This window comes from Micromonospora sp. NPDC000316, from assembly GCF_042898885.1.
Classification (GTDB): Bacteria; Actinomycetota; Actinomycetes; order Mycobacteriales; family Micromonosporaceae; genus Micromonospora.
In genome coordinates this window covers 230,519-246,735 of the sequence record NZ_JBIAZG010000006.1, presented here as the reverse complement: position 1 = coordinate 246,735, position 16,217 = coordinate 230,519, and the positions used below count along the sequence as shown (strand labels likewise).

At 69.9% G+C, this 16,217-nt stretch carries 16 protein-coding genes; 4 read left to right on the top strand and 12 right to left on the bottom strand.

The genetic code is table 11. The annotated features are described in order from the left end of the window. Positions 1-149 precede the first annotated feature (149 nt). From ACFY2Q_RS16000 to ychF, 3 genes are all read left to right on the top strand, one after another. Entirely contained in the window at positions 150-656 is a 507-nt protein-coding gene (locus ACFY2Q_RS16000) for a hypothetical protein (protein ID WP_387130772.1), read from the top strand. Between the two features lie 118 nt (positions 657-774). Next, positions 775-1,509 (top strand): Type 1 glutamine amidotransferase-like domain-containing protein, encoded by a 735-nt coding sequence (locus tag ACFY2Q_RS15995; protein WP_387130770.1) that lies wholly within the window; start codon positions 775-777, stop codon positions 1,507-1,509. A gap of 92 nt (positions 1,510-1,601) precedes the next feature. After that, positions 1,602-2,687: a redox-regulated ATPase YchF gene (ychF, locus tag ACFY2Q_RS15990; RefSeq protein WP_387130768.1), complete on the top strand. Its 1,086-nt coding sequence runs from the start codon at positions 1,602-1,604 to the stop codon at positions 2,685-2,687. 217 nt (positions 2,688-2,904) lie between these two features. Here ychF and ACFY2Q_RS15985 read toward each other — a convergent pair whose 3' ends face one another. The 6 genes from ACFY2Q_RS15985 to ACFY2Q_RS15960 all read right to left on the bottom strand — a co-directional run bounded on the left by ACFY2Q_RS15985 (position 2,905) and on the right by ACFY2Q_RS15960 (position 7,858). Next, a complete protein-coding gene (locus ACFY2Q_RS15985) occupies positions 2,905-3,774 on the bottom strand; it encodes a GyrI-like domain-containing protein (protein WP_387130766.1) in 870 nt (289 codons plus the stop codon). A gap of 224 nt (positions 3,775-3,998) precedes the next feature. Continuing rightward, on the bottom strand, positions 3,999-5,213 hold the full coding sequence (locus ACFY2Q_RS15980; RefSeq protein WP_387130765.1) for a PP2C family protein-serine/threonine phosphatase: 1,215 nt from the start codon (positions 5,211-5,213) through the stop codon (positions 3,999-4,001). Between the two features lie 230 nt (positions 5,214-5,443). Next, the gene (locus ACFY2Q_RS15975; protein ID WP_387130763.1) at positions 5,444-6,178 is read right to left on the bottom strand and encodes a class I SAM-dependent methyltransferase; all 735 of its coding nucleotides are present in this window, start codon (positions 6,176-6,178) and stop codon (positions 5,444-5,446) included. 228 nt (positions 6,179-6,406) lie between these two features. Continuing rightward, a complete protein-coding gene (locus ACFY2Q_RS15970; protein ID WP_282256748.1) occupies positions 6,407-6,769 on the bottom strand; it encodes a PH domain-containing protein in 363 nt (120 codons plus the stop codon). 10 nt (positions 6,770-6,779) lie between these two features. Further along, positions 6,780-7,535, bottom strand: coding sequence for a class I SAM-dependent methyltransferase (locus ACFY2Q_RS15965; protein WP_387130761.1), 756 nt, complete (start codon positions 7,533-7,535; stop codon positions 6,780-6,782). A 14-nt stretch (positions 7,536-7,549) separates the two neighbouring features. Continuing rightward, the gene (locus ACFY2Q_RS15960; protein WP_387130759.1) at positions 7,550-7,858 is read right to left on the bottom strand and encodes a 4a-hydroxytetrahydrobiopterin dehydratase; all 309 of its coding nucleotides are present in this window, start codon (positions 7,856-7,858) and stop codon (positions 7,550-7,552) included. A gap of 183 nt (positions 7,859-8,041) precedes the next feature. On the opposite strand from ACFY2Q_RS15960, the gene ACFY2Q_RS15955 reads away from it, so the two are divergent. Then, entirely contained in the window at positions 8,042-8,488 is a 447-nt protein-coding gene (locus tag ACFY2Q_RS15955) for a (deoxy)nucleoside triphosphate pyrophosphohydrolase (RefSeq protein WP_387130758.1), read from the top strand. A gap of 186 nt (positions 8,489-8,674) precedes the next feature. Here the strand turns inward: ACFY2Q_RS15955 and ACFY2Q_RS15950 are convergent, their stop codons facing one another. From ACFY2Q_RS15950 to ACFY2Q_RS15925, 6 genes are all read right to left on the bottom strand, one after another. Beyond that, the gene (locus tag ACFY2Q_RS15950; protein WP_387130756.1) at positions 8,675-9,739 is read right to left on the bottom strand and encodes a succinate dehydrogenase/fumarate reductase iron-sulfur subunit; all 1,065 of its coding nucleotides are present in this window, start codon (positions 9,737-9,739) and stop codon (positions 8,675-8,677) included. Beyond that, positions 9,736-11,664, bottom strand: a complete 1,929-nt coding sequence (locus ACFY2Q_RS15945) for a fumarate reductase/succinate dehydrogenase flavoprotein subunit (protein WP_387130754.1) — start codon at positions 11,662-11,664, stop codon at positions 9,736-9,738. The genes ACFY2Q_RS15950 and ACFY2Q_RS15945 overlap by 4 nt, the downstream gene beginning before the upstream one ends. Before the next feature lie 12 nt (positions 11,665-11,676). After that, complete coding sequence (locus ACFY2Q_RS15940) at positions 11,677-12,483, bottom strand: hypothetical protein (RefSeq protein ID WP_387130752.1); 807 nt, start codon at positions 12,481-12,483, stop codon at positions 11,677-11,679. 261 nt (positions 12,484-12,744) lie between these two features. Next, the gene (locus tag ACFY2Q_RS15935; RefSeq protein WP_387130751.1) at positions 12,745-14,142 is read right to left on the bottom strand and encodes a TldD/PmbA family protein; all 1,398 of its coding nucleotides are present in this window, start codon (positions 14,140-14,142) and stop codon (positions 12,745-12,747) included. 120 nt (positions 14,143-14,262) lie between these two features. After that, entirely contained in the window at positions 14,263-15,699 is a 1,437-nt protein-coding gene (locus ACFY2Q_RS15930) for a TldD/PmbA family protein (RefSeq protein WP_387130750.1), read from the bottom strand. A 33-nt stretch (positions 15,700-15,732) separates the two neighbouring features. Beyond that, positions 15,733-16,146: a Uma2 family endonuclease gene (locus ACFY2Q_RS15925; protein ID WP_387130747.1), complete on the bottom strand. Its 414-nt coding sequence runs from the start codon at positions 16,144-16,146 to the stop codon at positions 15,733-15,735. Positions 16,147-16,217: the final 71 nt, after the last annotated feature.

Here is a 16,217-nt window from a genome sequence, read left to right as displayed (position 1 = left end):
GCCCGTCCGATGCCGGCGGGGGCGCGTGCTGGCGGCGGCTGTCTCGGCGGCGTCGGAGGTCCCACCGGGCGAACGACGGACTGTTTTCCACCCGAAAGTGTCGGTCGTGCCGGGTAGCGTCCGGCCACCAACTCAAGAAGGGTGCGGCGATGGTGAGCGTGGCGGGTCGGGCGGCGGCATCGACACCTGGCGCGTTCCCGCCGCTGCCCCGGGCGGTCGTGCAGTCCTTCTATCGCCGCATGCGCGCCGTCGCGCCGGCCGCCGTCGGCGCCATCGAGCGGGACCGGGCGGCCGACCCCGAGCAGGCGTTCTCCGATACCGCCTGCGGCCGGCTGGTTCGCTCCCTCGACGACGCGGGGCTGCGGGCGCTCGGCATGTGGACGCACCACTGGTGCATGCGGTTCTACGACGACGACACCCGGCCCGGCCGGCGGCTTGTCCGCGAGATCGCCGCCCGACCTGGGCTGGGCTGGACGGCCGACGAGGTGCGCTGGATGCTGCGTGAGTCGGTGTGGGCCGGGCCGGGCGCGGCCGAACGGTTCACGTTGCCCGGTGCCGCCGCCGCGCAACTGCCCCCGGCCGATCGGCCCCTCGACGAGCTGCCGCCGGGGCACCGGCCCGAGGCCCGGGTGCCCCGCCAGCGGCAGCCCGACTGACTGCCGCCGCGCTGGCCCACCGCAACCGCGCAGCGGGCCGGCCGCCCGGGTGCGCGCCCGGCAACCGGCTGGCTGCGGCAGGATGGACGCCGCACCGCCCAAACGAAAGGGATGCCCGATGCCCGCCAGCGAACCGACCATCCTCGCCACAAGCATGGGTTTCCGCCGGGGCGACCGGGGTCCGATGGATCTGCGTCCCGGCCCGGTCTTCGAGCTGGCGGCCGAGCTGGCCGAGGCCGGCCCGCAGCCGCGGATCTGCTACCTCGGGCAGGCCGTCGGGGACCAGCCCACCTCGCTGACCGCCGTCTACGGCGCGTTCGCCGACACCCGGTTCCGCATGTCGCACCTGGCGCTGTTCCCGATGCCGAACGTCGACGATGTCCGCGCCCACCTGCTCGCCCAGGATGTGATCTGGGTTGGTGGTGGCAGCGTCGCCAACCTGGTCGCGGTCTGGCGGGTGCACGGGCTCGGCGAGATCCTGCACGAGTGCTGGCAGGCCGGCGTGGTGCTGGGCGGTGTCTCCGCCGGCTCGATCTGCTGGCACGTGGGCGGGGCCACCGACAGCTTCGGCCTTCGGCTGCGCGGCTTCACCGAGGGGCTGGGCTGGCTGCCGTACGGCAACGGGGTGCACTACGACAGCGAAGGCCAGCGGCGACCGCTGATGCACCAGTTGGTCGGCGACGGGACACTGCCGACCAGCCACTGCACCGACGACGGGGTGGGCCTCGTCTACCGGGGGACCCGGCTCGTCGAGGCGGTCGCCGACCGCGAGGGCGTCTCGGCGTACGAGGTGAGCCGCACAGCGGACGGCAGCGTTCAGGAGACGATAATCGCCCCACGCCGGATCGGCTGACAGCCCGTCGATCATGATCGTTGGACCGTCCTGACGGTCGAATCGGAGCCGGCTGGACCCGCCCGGTCGGCACCGGCGTAAGCTGGCCCGTCGTGAGTCTCACCATCGGCATCGTCGGCCTGCCCAACGTCGGCAAGAGCACGCTTTTCAACGCGTTGACCAAGAACGACGTGCTGGCGGCGAACTACCCGTTCGCCACCATCGAGCCCAACGTCGGCGTGGTCGGGCTTCCCGACGAGCGGCTCGGCAAGCTTGCCGAGATCTTCTCCTCGCAGAAGGTGCTGCCCGCGCCGGTGTCGTTCGTCGACATCGCCGGCCTGGTGCGCGGCGCGTCGAAGGGGCAGGGCCGGGGCAACGCCTTCCTGGCCAACATCCGGGACGCCTCGGCGATCTGCCAGGTCGTCCGGGCCTTCTCCGACCCGAACGTGGTGCACGTCGACGGCAAGGTCTCCCCGGCCGACGACATCGAGACGATCAACACCGAGCTGATCCTCGCCGACCTGCAGACCCTCGACAAGGCGCTGCCACGGTTGGAGAAGGAGGCCAAGCTCCGCAAGGACCGCCTGGCCGCGGTCGCCGCCGCGAAGGCGGCCATCGAGGTGCTCGACGGCGGCACCACCCTCTACTCCGGGGCCGCCGCCGCCAAGATCGAGCTGGAGCACCTGCGCGAACTGCACCTGCTCACCACCAAGCCCTTCCTGTACGTCTTCAACGTCGACGAGGCCGAGCTGGCCAACGAGACGTTCCTCGACGAGCTGCGCGCCCTGGTCGCCCCCGCCGAAGCCGTCTTCATGGACGCCAAGATCGAATCTGAGCTGGTGGACCTGCCCGAGGACGAGGCCCGCGAGCTGCTGGAGTCGATCGGTCAGAACGAGCCCGGCCTCAACCAGCTCGTCCGGGTCGGCTTCCGCACCCTCGGCCTCCAGACGTACCTCACCGCCGGCCCCAAGGAAGCACGCGCCTGGACCGTCCCGGTAGGCGCCACCGCGCCGGAGGCCGCGGGTGTCATCCACAGCGACTTCCAGCGCGGCTTCATCAAGGCCGAGGTGGTTTCCTACAACGACCTGGTCGCGGCCGGTTCGATGGCGGCGGCCAAGGCGGCGGGCAAGGTCCGCATCGAGGGCAAGGAGTACGTCATGCAGGACGGCGACGTGGTGGAGTTCCGCTTCAACGTCTGAGTCCGGCCTGTTGCGCAGGTCAGGCAGTTGGAACGTCGCTCTGGGGCGCCTCGGGGGCACAACCTTAGGCATCGTCGACCGCCCGGCGGGTGCCTTCCTCCGAGTGGTGCCCTTGGGTAGTCCGGCCGGATGGTGCGCAGCCCGCCGAGTAGCGCCGCCAGGTCGTCGACGATGAGCCAAGGCAGTGCATCTCGGCGGACACGACCGGTCCGGTCCGTTACGCCGGTTCGACGGGTAGCCACAGCTCGCAGGTCGCGGTGCTGAAGTCGTCCGCGCGATCGAGGATGGCGACGATCGACGGTCCCGGCCGCAGGCGCCACGGGTTGGACGGGAACCACTCGGTCGCGGTCGCGGCCCAGGTGTCCTGGAGGGCCTGCGGATGCGGCCCGGAGGTGCGGAAGACGGCCCACCTGCCGGCCGGTACCTCGATGGCGTCGAGGTCGTCGGGGATGGGCGTGTCGCGGGATACGGCGACCCCGTGCAGGTACGTCAGTTCGCTGCCCTCGGCGGCGTCGGGCTCGACGTTGTCGCTCACCTGGAGCAGCCCCGCCGGGTCGGTGTCGCTGAGGGCCTTCAACCGGAGATGCGCCTCCATCGGCAGGCCGGAGATGTGCTGTTGGATGTGTGGGTTGATGCCCTGGTGGATGAACGGGACGCGGGCCGCGTGGCCGGCGAGCCGGAACGCGGGGCGGTCCACGATGCGAGTGTCCATGGGGATGCTCCCTTCGACGGTCAGGCGGAACTTCACCTGCGGTTGACTGCGAAGGGGACCTCCGTCGCGGCGTACGTCACCGGGGCTGGCACCGTGGACAGCCCGGAACGCCCGTCCGAACGCCTCGGTCGAGCCGTACCCGTGCCGGACGGCGATGCTCAGCAGATCGCCCTCCCCCCGGACGACGTCGGCAGCGGCCACGGTCATGCGACGCCGGCGTACGTACTCCGACAGCGACATGCCGGCCAACGACGAGAACATCCGGCGCAGGTGGTATTCGGTGGTGCCGAGCGACCTGGCCAGCCCGTTGACGTCGAGTTCCTCGGTGAGGTGCTCCTCGACCAGGTCGACAAGCCTGTTGAGTGCCGCGATCACGAGGCCTCCCTTCGCTGCCAAGCCTGACCGAACAACCCCTGGCCGTGCCCGACCGTAGAGGTCCGATCCGATCAGGTGCGGGGAACGCCGCGCAGCGGTGCCGAAGATCAGTTGGCGCAGGAAACCGGACTGCGGCCGTGTCCGGGCTGCCGGCGCACGTCGTGCGCTTCGTCTGCCGTAAGTGCTGGGGGACGCCCTCACCGGATCGCCACCGCGAGCTTCGCTCAGGAAGGTGTGCGGCGGATGGCCAGCATGGCGATGTCGTCGTTCGGGTTCTCGGTGTCGAGAGTGGCCATGACGGCGGCGCAGACGGCGTCGGCAGAGGCGAGCGGAACGGCAGCCGTCAGACGGGCGATGCCGACGTCGATCGTTTCGCCGCGGCGTTCGACGAGCCCGTCGGTGTAGCAGACAAGCACCGCGCCCGGCGGGAACTCCACCGCCGTACTGTGCCGCTGCGGAACCCGGAAGCCAATGCCGAGCGGTGGGTCGACCTTGGCGGAGAGCAGGACGGCGGGCTGCGCGGGCACGACCATCACGGGACGCAGATGACCCGCCAGGGAGACCTTGATGGTGGCGCCGTCAGGGGAGATCATCGCGTAGAGGGCGGTGCTGAGGCTTCCGGTCTCGAAGTGGTTGACCTTCCGATCGAGGAGGGTCAGCGCCTCCGCCGGGTCGTCCGAGACCAGGGCGTACGCGCGAAGGGCACTCCGGATCCGTCCCATCACCACCGCTGACTGCAACCCGTGCCCTGACACGTCACCGATGACCACTCCCAGCCATCCGGAGGGCAGGGGAAAGACGTCATACCAGTCCCCGCCGACGCCGGAGGCGTGACCGGGGACGTACCGGGCGGCCATCTCCAGATTCGGCACCTTGGGCAACTCGGTGGGAAGCAAACTTCGTTGCAGGGCAAGCGCGGCGTTCTGGTCCAGGCTGTGAACACGGGCCTGGTTGGCCACGCCGATGCGGTCGGCGACGAGTTCGAGCAGCCGGACGTCGTCCGGGACGAATCGGCGTGGGGTGAGGGTCCCCACGTGCAGGACGCCGATGAGCTCACCGCGGGCGAAGATCGGCACACCGAGCAGGGATTTCACGCCGGTCTGTAACAGGACCGGGTTGACCACCTGCTGGGCGGTGACATGCTCGATGATCACTGGTTGGCGGGTCAGGGCGATCCGGCCGGCGAAGCCTCGGCCGATGGAGACCCGGAAGGCTTGCCGGACCTCCTCTTCCAGCCCTTTGGCGGCGGTGGCCACGAGTTGCCGGGCGTGCACGTCGAGCAGCAGGATGGCGGCGGTGTCGACGCCCAGCAGTTCGCGGACCCGATCGAGCAGCTCGTCGAAGAGGTCGGCGGCGTCGAGTCGGGACAGCGTGGCATCGGTTACGGCCTCAATGCGGCGTAACCGTTCCGCGTCCGTGACACCGCTGGGGGCAACCACCCAGTGATCGTAGCGGTGTCGTCGGCGGTTGCCGGTCGCGCGTTGGTCAAGCGATGCCGCCTGCGGCGGATCTTGATGCTGTGGCGGCCCGCCAGTTGCCGCGGCGCCGCGGCACGCGAGGACGTCGCCCAGCCGGTAGCTGCCGGCGATGATCGACTCGGGTTCCAGGAAACCGGGGTGTCGAGGTGTCCCTGACCCCCCGCTTTCAAGGAACCCGAGTCGATCAGTCGCTACGCCGCCCGGTAGACGGAGATGTGCGCCGGACTGTCGGCGGTGAACGGCCGCCGGTGCCAGTCGGCGTACCGCTCGGTGAGCCGGAGCCCCGCCTGCTGCGCCATCTCGTCGATCTGGTGCGGCCAGGCGTACCGCATGGCGAACGGCGACAGGTGCACACCGTCCCCGTCGAACGTGATGGTCTGCCGGATGAATCGCTGCGCGGGCCGGTCGTACTGGTGCAGCCGGATCGTCGCCGAGTCCTCGGTCACGGCACGGACCTCCACCTGCTCGTCGGCGTCGAAGTCGCGCGGGTCCGGCACGAACGCCTCGATGACGAACGCGCCGCCGGGCGACATCACCCGGGCGACGTTGCGGAAGAGGTCCGCCTGCCGCTCGGCGTCGACCAGGTTGAACAGCGTGTTGAAGACCAGGTACGCGAGCCGGAACTCACCCTGCACCGGTACGTCGGCCATGTCGGCGACCACCACCGGAATCTGGTCGCCTCCGGGCTTGGCCCGCATCTGTGCAAGCATCTCCTCGGACGCCTCGACGCCGTGCACGGTGAGGCCGCGCTCGGCCAGCGGCAGTGCGACCCGGCCGGTGCCGATCGCCAGTTCGAGGGCCGGGCCGCCATCGGCCAGGTCGGCCAGGAAGTCCACGGCGGGCATCGGGTCGGGGTTGGTGTCGCCGCTGTCGTAGTCGGCGGCCCACAGCCGGCCGAAGAGGCCGGGATCGTCGAAGACCGACATCAGCGGCCTCCAGGGTTGGTGTCAGTGGCGCGCGGCGGCGCCGCGGTCAGGACAGCAGATCTGCTCACGAAGTCTCGATTCCTCAGCGTGGGGGACGTCAGGTCGGAGGAACGTCGTCGTGTTGGGCATGGCACTGCTCCCTTCGCGTGGCCGTCGACCGAGGACACCAGACACGCCGAGGGCCCGGCAAGGCAATAACGCCGGCCGGGCCCACAGCGGACCGTGCGGTCAGGAGATGTGGTGCAGGATCACGTTGTGCACGTGGTGGCTCTTCTGCGCACCACGGAACTCCACCTCGTAGGTGTGCGTGCCGACGTGGATGGCGATCGACCCGGTGGAGAAGAACGAGCCGCCCCAGGACTTGTTGCTGACCACGCTCACGCTGGTGATCTTCGAGTACGGGATGCTGGTGATCGCGAACCGCTTCCCGACGAAGGAGCGGTCCTGGATGATCACCCGCCGGTCGGTCAGCCCGATGAACCCGGTGCCGGTGCCCACGGCGTCGTAGACGGCGATGATCTGCTCGCCGTCGAGGAGTCCGCTCTCGATCTGCTGGACCTGCTCTTTGCGGTCGTACGCGATGTTCGCCATGCGTCCCAGGCTAGAAACCCGGTGCCAACGAGGCAGCGCGGGCGAGGACGACGAACTCGCCCTCACCGTGGCCCACCGGCTCGCGGTGCCAACCGCCGTAAATGTGGTCCACGGTGAAGCCCGCCCTGGTCAGGGACTCGCGCAGCTCGCCCTCGGTGCGGAAGCGGAGCGTCGCCGAGCTGAGCAGATCCTCGCCGTCGGCAAAGTGGTAGTGGTGGGTGAAGTCCACCACTCCGTCGCGTACACCTGTGACCTCGGTCCACGCGCGGACCTCGCCGCCGTCGCGCAGCGTGACCCGCCGTTGCGAATCCCTCGGGTTCCACCGCTCCCAGCGGCGGTCCGCCGGATCGCGGGCATCGAAGACCAGCCGACCGCCGGGCACGAGCGCCCGCCGTAGGTCGGCGAGGGTACGCGCCCACTCCGCGTCCGCTACGAAGAACTGCGAGACGTGGCTGGTCAGGACTGCGACGTCGAACGCTCGACTCGGCAGCAGCGCCGAGGTGCCCTCGATCCAGGTCACCTGCTGAGCGCCCGGTCGGGCACGGGCGGCGGTGAGGGAGGCGCCGGCCGGGTCGATTCCGGTGACGGTGTGGCCGGCGGCGGCGAGAGCGACAGTCAGACGACCGGTGCCGCAGCCGAGGTCGAGGACCCGCGCGGTCGGGGTCTCGTCGACGACCGCGAGAAAGAAGTCGTCGTCGGGGCCCCACTGGCATTCCGCGTCGTAGACCTGGACCAACCTGTGGTGGCGGAACTCGCCCTGTTTCATCTGAGCTGGGGATGTCAGGATTCGGTTACGGCGCGGTACGCGTCCTCGATGCGGGCAGCCAGCAGGACCTCACCCTCGGTCAGCGGGCCGCCGTTGCCGTGCCCGACCCGGATCTGGGTGCTGTCGGACCGGCGGCTGATCTCGGGGCGCAGATGCAGCGCGTCGGCGACAACCTTCACCCGTTCTGTCAGCGCCGCATGTTGGGTATCGTCGATCACGAGCGTGCGCCGGATCTGTTCGCCCTCCCGCGTCCAACCAGATAACAAGGTCAGCGCGTCGGTCAGATAATCGTGCTTTGCTCGGCTGTTGAACAACACGCGCATGACCGCACCCCCCAAGCGCCGTTGTCGGCTTGTGGCCAAATCGTCGCCATCCCGTGTCTTGTCGGTGTGCTCTAGTTTGTCGCCGCTCGCTGGAGGTGTCCACGCCCACACTTCCGTGTTCTATTGGCCTAGCGGACGGCGACGGCACCCAAACCGCCGATTGATCTGGCACCCTGGACGCCCGTGCAGACCGAACGGGCTAGTGATGGCGGGCAGACCGAACGACGGGACCTGAAAGTGATCGTCGGTGCGGCGATCATCCGGGACGGGCGGGTGCTCGCGTGCGCGCGTGCCGCCCCGCCGGAAGTCGCCGGCATGTGGGAGTTCCCTGGTGGGAAGGTCGAGCCGGGGGAGGCCGAGGTCGACGCGCTGATCCGGGAGTGCGTCGAGGAGTTGGCCGTACGCGTGGAGATCGGCGACCGGGTCGGCCGCGACGTGCGGATGGCCCACGGCCGTTCGGTGCTCAAGGTGTACGCCGCGCGGCTGGTCGGCGCCGACGAGCCGCAGGCCTTGGAGCACGAGGCGCTGCGCTGGCTCGCCGCCGACGAGCTGGACTCGGTCACCTGGCTCCCCGCCGACGCCCCGATCGTGGCAGCCCTCCGCCCCCTCCTAACCACCCCGACCCCCTGACCACCCCACCCCGCCCGTGACAGGCGTTGATCATGAAGTTGTTGCCGCGACACGCCGACCGGCACGGCAACAATTTCATGGTCAACGGAGGAGCAGCGGGTGGCAGGGGGAGGGGCCGGGCAGGGCAGGGGGTATGGGAACGGGGGGCTACCGGCGCAGCCGGTAGCCCCCCGTTCTGGTGGTCTCTTAGTGCTTGTCCTGGTCTGGGTGGGCGAAGTTGAGCTCTTCCGGAGGCAGCGGGAAGGTCACGTCGTCGCCGAACGGCGACGGCGCGGCAGCCCGGTCGAAGGTGAGCTCCGTCAGCGGCAGTTTGCCCCGCTCGTCCACCGCTGGGGCGGTCGGGTGGGGCACCTCCCGGTGCCAGTTGACGCCGCTCTGCGCCTGCGCCTCGGCCTGCGGGTCGTGTGAGCCGCCCGCGTGCGAGTGCACGCCGCGCCGGCTCGTGCCCGCGGGCGTCGCCGAGCCCTGACGGGCGGTGGACACGCTGGTCTGGGGCGTCTCGCCCCGACGGAAGATCTTGCTACCAAGCCACACAAGGGGATCGTACCTGCGGTCGACGACCCGTTCCTTCATGGGGATGATCCCATTGTCAGTGATCTTGATGTGCTCGGGGCAAACCTCCGTGCAGCACTTGGTGATGTTGCAGAAGCCGAGGCCCTGTTCGGCCTGTGCGTACTCCTTGCGGTCGGTTCGGGCGTCCAGCGGGTGCATGTCCAGTTCGGCGGCCCGGATGAAGTACCGGGGACCGGAGAACGCCTGCTTGTTCTCGTCGTGATCGCGGATCACGTGGCAGACGGTCTGGCACAGGAAGCACTCGATGCACTTGCGGAACTCCTGCGAGCGCTCGACGTCGACCTGCTGCATCCGGTAGTCGCCGGGGGCGACGTCCGCAGGCGGAGCGAAGGCGGGTGTCTCCCGCGCCTTCTCGTAGTTGAACGAGACGTCGGTGACCAGGTCCCGGATCACCGGGAACGTCCGCAGCGGCGTCACAGTGACGGTCTCGTCGTCACCGAACGTCGACATCCGGGTCATGCAGCCCAGCCGCGGCTTGCCGTTGATCTCCATGGAGCAGGAGCCGCACTTGCCGGCCTTGCAGTTCCACCGGCACGCCAGGTCGGGCGCGTCGGTGGCCTGCAGGCGGTGGATGACGTCGAGAACGACTTCGCCCTCGTTCACCTCGACCATGTAGTCCTGCAGGTCACCGCCGGACTCGTCGCCCCGCCAGATCCGGAACTGACGCTTCGCGCTCATCGGTTGTCCGCCTCTCCAGCGTCGGCGACGAGAGCGTCGAAGTCGGCGAGCTCCTCGTCGGTGAGGTACTTGGACAGCTCGGCCCGATCGAAGAGGCCGATCAGCTCCGGCCGCATCTTCGGCAGCGGCTTACGGGTCAACCGCACGGTGTCGCCGTCCAGCGAGCAGACCAGGTTGACCTGCCGCCACTTCGGCTCCATCGCCGGGTAGTCCTCCCGGGTGTGCCCGCCGCGCGACTCCTGCCGCTCCAGCGCCGCCTTCGCGGTGCACTCCGAGACCACGAGCATGTTGCGCAGGTCCAGGGCGAGGTGCCAGCCCGGGTTGTAGCGCCGGCCCCCGAACGCGCTCACCTTCGCCACCCGTTCGCGCAGCTCGGCCAGCCGCACAAGTGCGTCGGCCAGCTCACCCTCGCGCCGGATGATCCCCACGAGGTCACCCATGACCGCTTGGAGGTCCTGCTGCAGGGTGTACGGGCTCTCGCCGGTGTCCCGCTGCAGCGGAGCCAGTGCGGTCTCCACGGCGGCCTCGACCGCGTTCACCGCCACCTTCGGTCGGGCATCCAGCCCGTCGGCGTAGCTGGCCGCGTGCCCACCGGCCCGCTTGCCGAAGACCAGCAGGTCGGACAGGGAGTTGCCGCCCAGCCGGTTGGAGCCGTGCATGCCGCCGGAGACCTCACCGGCGGCGAACAGGCCGCGGACGTGGCCGAAGGCGGCACCCGAATCCGGGTCCACCTCGACGCCGCCCATCACGTAGTGACAGGTCGGCCCGACCTCCATCGGCTCGGCCGTGATGTCGACGTCGGCCAACTCCTTGAACTGGTGGTACATCGAAGGCAGCCGCCGCCGGATCTCCTCGGCCGAACGCCGGCTCGCGATGTCCAGGAAGACACCACCGGCGGGGGAGCCCCGACCGGCCTTGACCTCACTGTTGATCGCGCGGGCCACCTCGTCGCGGGGCAGCAGCTCGGGCGGGCGGCGGTTGTTGTCCGGGTCGGTATACCAGCGGTCCGCCTCCTCCTCGGTCTCCGCGTACTGCTTGCGGAAGACGTCGGGGACGTAGTCGAACATGAACCGCTTGCCTTCGGAGTTCTTCAACACGCCGCCGTCGCCACGCACCGACTCGGTGACCAGGATGCCCTTCACCGAGGGCGGCCAGACCATGCCGGTCGGGTGGAACTGGAGGAACTCCATGTTGATCAGAGTCGCCCCGGCGCGCAGCGCCAACGCGTGACCGTCGCCGGTGTACTCCCACGAGTTCGAGGTGACCTTGTAGGAGCGCCCGACCCCGCCGGTCGCCAGCACCACTGCGGGCGCCTCGAAGAGGATGAACTCCCCGGACTCCCGGTAGTAGCCGAACGCGCCCGCGACCCGGTCACCGTCGAGCAGCAGCTCGGTGATCGTGGTCTCGGAGAAGACCTTGATCCGGGCGTCGTACGAGCCGAACTCGCGCTTGTCGTCCTGCTGCAACGAGACGATCTTCTGCTGGAGGGTGCGGATCAACTCCAGGCCGGTCCGGTCGCCGACGTGCGCCAGACGGGGGTACTCGTGGCCACCGAAGTTGCGCTGCGAGATCTTGCCGTCCTTGGTGCGGTCGAAGAGCGCACCGTAGGTCTCCAGCTCCCAGATGCGCTGCGGCGACTCCTTCGCGTGCAGCTCGGCCATCCGGAAGTTGTTGAGGAACTTGCCGCCGCGCATGGTGTCGCGGAAGTGCACCTGCCAGTTGTCGCGGCTGTTCACGTTGCCCATCGCGGCTGCGGCGCCGCCCTCGGCCATCACCGTGTGCGCCTTGCCGAAGAGCGACTTGGAGATGATCGCGGTCTTCTTGCCGGCGAGCCGGGCCTCGATCGCCGCGCGCAGACCGGCGCCGCCGGCCCCGATGACGACGACGTCGTAGTGGTGTCGTTCGATACGAGTGGTAGTGGTCATGTCAGGGGCCCTTTAGTTGATGAACCGCAGGTCGGAGAACCAGCCAGCCGCGAGCGCCATGATGTAGAAGTCGGCAAGCGCCAGGGTGCCGAGGGTGATCCAGGCGAGCTGCATGTGCCGGACGTTCAGGGCCGAGACGAACGTCCAGGCCTTGTATCGCACCGGGTGCTTGGAGAAGTGCTTGAGCCGGCCGCCGATGATGTGCCGGCAGGAGTGGCAGGAGATGGTGTACGCCCACAGCATCACCACGTTGCCCACCAGGATGATGTTGCCCAGGCCGAAGCCGAAGCCCTCGGGGGAGTGGAAGGCGAGGATCGCGTCCCAGGTGTTGATCAGCGAGATGATCGCGGCGGCGTAGAAGAAGTAGCGGTGCAGGTTCTGGCCGAGCAGCGGCAAGCGGGTCTCGCCGCTGTACGAGGCGTGGCCGTCCGGGACGGCGCAGGCCGGCGGGGACAGCCAGAACGACCGGTAGTAGGCCTTGCGGTAGTAGTAGCAGGTGAGCCGGAACAGCAGCAGGAACGGCAGGGTCAGCGCCGCGTCCGGGATGATCCACCAGCCCGGCAGGAACCGGCCGAAGTGTGAGGCACTTTCGACGCACCGGTCCGTCACACAGGGGGAGTAGAACGGGGTCAGGTAGTGGTACTGGTCCACCCAGTACCACTTGTGCATGAAGACCCGGACCGTCGCGTACGCGACCCAGGCGCTGAGCCCGATCACGGTGATCAGCGGGGCGATCCACCATCGGTCGGTACGCAACGTCTTCGCCGCGATGGCGGCGCGTGCCCGCGCTCCTCGCGGCTTCGTTGCCGTTGAAGTCATTCGAGTCGTCTCCTCGGCGGGCCCGTACGGGCGGGCTGATCTATCTCCGGTCGGCACGCGGCCCGGCGAACCGCACCCGCTGCCACGTCATGCGCACACCAACGACCACGCCGGATGACCGGCGCAGCTAAGTGACACACGTTACGCCGATCTTTGCGGGCCGTCCGCGCAAGGGAGTGTCCCGTGTGTCTGGCCTGCGGAAAAGCCCTGGCACGACGATCAATGGCTCGATGTTAAGAAGATCACTGTCCGCCCGGCCGCTCAGCCCGAGGCGCCTCCGGTGAAGTGCCAGGACGCCAGTCGCACCGACGGGGCCGTCCACCACGTACCGTCCACCCGGTCCGGTTGACGCACCGGCCGCGCACCGAGCCCCAGCACCGCACCGGGCCCGAGTGCCCTCGGGTACGACTCGGTGAACCGCAGGTCTCGGACGGCCCGCACGACGGTGCCGTCTTCGACGAGCCAGACCCCGTTCCGGGTCAACCCCGTGACGACCAGGCTCTTGGGGTCGAGGACACGCGTGTACCACAAATCGGTGACGAGCAGCCCGCGACGCATCCCGGCGACAAGCGCGGCGGTGTCCGTGTCGACGACCGCGCCGGCCGCCGTGCCCGTGGTGCTCCGCCCCACCGCGCTTGCCGGGCCGGCCGCCGCGCCGGACAGGCGCAGATTGCGGGCCATCGGACCCCAGGTGGCACCGCCCGCGACCGCGTGTCCGGTGGACTCCGCACCCGACTCGGCGGCGGTTCGCCGATCGTGGGCGACCGCACGGGTGGTGCCCGCGTCCACCAGGGTCAGCGCCCGCCGGCCGGTGCCCTCCGCGTCGAACGGCAGTCCCGACGTGCCCAGCGGGTCGTCCACCACTGTCACCTGCCTGTCGAACTGAGCCGCCCCGGGCTCGGCAAACGACTGCCGCTCGGCGTACCGCTTGCCGTTGAAGCCGTACCAGGACAGGTTCTGTAGCAGGTCCGCGACGGCGGCCGGCTCGAACACCACCTCGTAGCGCCCCGGCGGCAACTCGACAGGGTCGGCCGCCGCCCGCGCCTTCGCGGCGGCGTGCGCGCCCAACTCCGCGCCGTCGAGGTCGGACAGCCGGTCGGCGCAGCGCCGGGCCACCCCGTCCGCGCCGTCGAGACGGGCGATGCCGTCCATCGCCGCCTCCACCGAGCGGCCGTACACGGTGTGCCCGGCCGAGTTCGCGAACGCCGACGAGCGGTGCGCGGTACGGCAGTAACCCGCGGTGCTCAGGTCACCGGCGGCGGCCACGAACGCGCGAACCCGATCGGCCCGCTCATCCGGCTCGGCGTGCGCTGTGGCCTCGTCGACAGGCGGGGCGTCCGGCACGGGCGAGGGCGGCGTCAGCCCCGGCCAGCCCGGGTCGGGCGGGCAGAGCCGCGCCGCTGTCAGGGTGCGCTCGACGAGGGCGCGCAGCCCGTCGGCGGTGACCACGCTGCCGCTGCCGGCGGCAGTTCGGCCGTCCATGTGCAGCCGCAGCCGGACCCCGACTGTCGACTCCGCGACGTTCTGGTGGATGGCCGAGTTGGCGAACCGGGTCAGCGCGAGGTCTGCCCGCGTCACCACCGCCTCAGCCTCCGCGCCCGGACCACCGAGCCGTCGGACCAGCTCGATGACCTGCCCCGCCAACTCCAGCTCGTTCACGCCGGTGCTCCTTTCGTTCGCGACTGCGGGGCTCGCAAACCCGGCTCACTCCTCGCGCTCACGCGGGGCCGCTTTTCGTTCGCGACTGCGGGGCTCGCAAACCCGGCTCACTCCTCGCGCTCACGCGGACACCCCCACCCGGACACCGCGGAAGCGCGCCGGCGCGGCGGGGTGGCCGGTGTGCCCGGTCTGGCCGGGCTGGCCCTTGCCGCAGTTGGGCGTCCCCCAGGGCACCGTCTCGCCGGAGAGCATGTCCATCGAACGCCAGAAGAGCGGGCCGATCCCTGTGTACGTGGGATTGCGCAGCATCCGCCCCCGTCGCCCCTTCTTGATCTCCCAGCCGACCTCGCAACCGAACTGGAAGTTGAGCCGCTTGTCGTCGATCGACCAGGACCGGTTGAGGTCCATCAGCACCCCGTCGTCGGTGGCCGCGATGATCTCCTCCAGCGTGTGCGGGCCGGGTTCCAGGCCGACGTTCGTCATCCGCACCATCGGCAGTCGCGCCCACCCGTCGGCGCGTACGCTCCCGCCGTAGTCGAGGCCGGCCACGGCGGCCGAGTCCCGGCCGGCGAGCACGCCCACCCACCGCCCGTCGCGTACCGCGTCCCGCTTGACCGCAGGTGAGCCTTCGTCGTCGAAACCGAAGCTGCCCAGCGCGCCGGGGATGGTCGGGTCGATTGTGATGTTCATCAGCTCGGAGCCGTAGCGCAGCGAGCCGAGTTGGGCGAGGTCCAGCCAGGACGTGCCGGCGAACGCGGCCTCCCAGCCGAGGATCCGGTCCAGCTCGATGGCGTGCCCGACCGACTCGTGGATCTGTAGGGCCAGCTGTTCGCCGCCGAGGATCAGGTCGGTCTCGCCGGCCGGGCAGGGCGGTGCGGTGAGCAGCGCGCGGGACTCCTCGGCGATCTGCGCGGCGTGCGCCGCCAGGTCGAGTGACTCGACAAGCTCCCAGCCTGTGGTGCCGTACTGCCCCCGGTAGCTGGGCCAGGACCGTCGCTGCGTCTCGCCGTCGCCGATCGAGGTGGCCGAGATGCCGCCGCCGCACTCGCGGATCCGCTGGTCGATCCGGTGGCCCTCACTGGAGACGAACCATTTCGCGGTGTCCCAGATCTGGTAGAGCCCCTCGGCCAGGTCGGCGCCGTGCTCGACCATCGTGCCTGTCGCGCCGACAAGCAGGTCGCCCTTGCCCGACAGTGGCACGCCGAGCGGGTCGATCTGGCAGTCGGACGCCCAACTCGCCGTCACCGGCTGACCCGGCACCAGGTCGACAGGCGGGCCGGGCACCCGCGCGCTCGCCATGGCCGTCCGCGCGGCACGACGGCCGGCGTCGCGGGCGGCGGCATCAGACAGATCGGGTACGGCGTGGAAGCCCCAGCTCGACCCGACGAGCGCCCGGACGCCGAGGCCGATGCTCTCGTCCTGGGTCAGCTCCTCCACGTCGCCGTTGCGTGCCGTCATCGACTCGTAGCGGCGGTGCATCACCCGGGCATCGGCATACCTGGCGCCGGCGTCGAGGGCTGCCTGCACGGCGGCGGTTGCCGCGTCGAACTCGGTCATGCGACCGACCCTAGGCCAGCCGACCGACACCCGTCAGGGGAGCAGATCTTCCGGCCGGATGGTGGCCCTCACCGGCTCCGTCAACTCCAGAACGTCGCCCGCCCTGGTCGTCGAGCGCTTCGCGTAGTGGGAGCCCTGCTGCTGGTAGAGGTGCACGGTAAGGGTCTCCTGCTCGACGAGCAGGTACCACCCGATGCCGGCTGCGGCGTACACGTGCGGCTTCAAGACCCGGTCGATGACGGCGGTGTGCGGGGCGGCGATCTCGCCGACCAACAGGACCGCGTCTGCCGGTACGCAGGTCGCCGTGAAATCCAGGTCCGCGGTCACCACGAGGTCGGGATTGAGGATCCTTGTGGGGCCCAGCCTCAGGTTGATCACCGGGAGCAAGGTGCGATTCGCCGCGGCACAGCCTGGTTCCAAAGCCCCTGCCAGGGCAGAGACGATCACCTGGTGGATGACGGTCGGGTGGTCCGATGAGCAGTCCGCCGTCGAGGAGTTCGATCCGGCAGGTCGTCTCA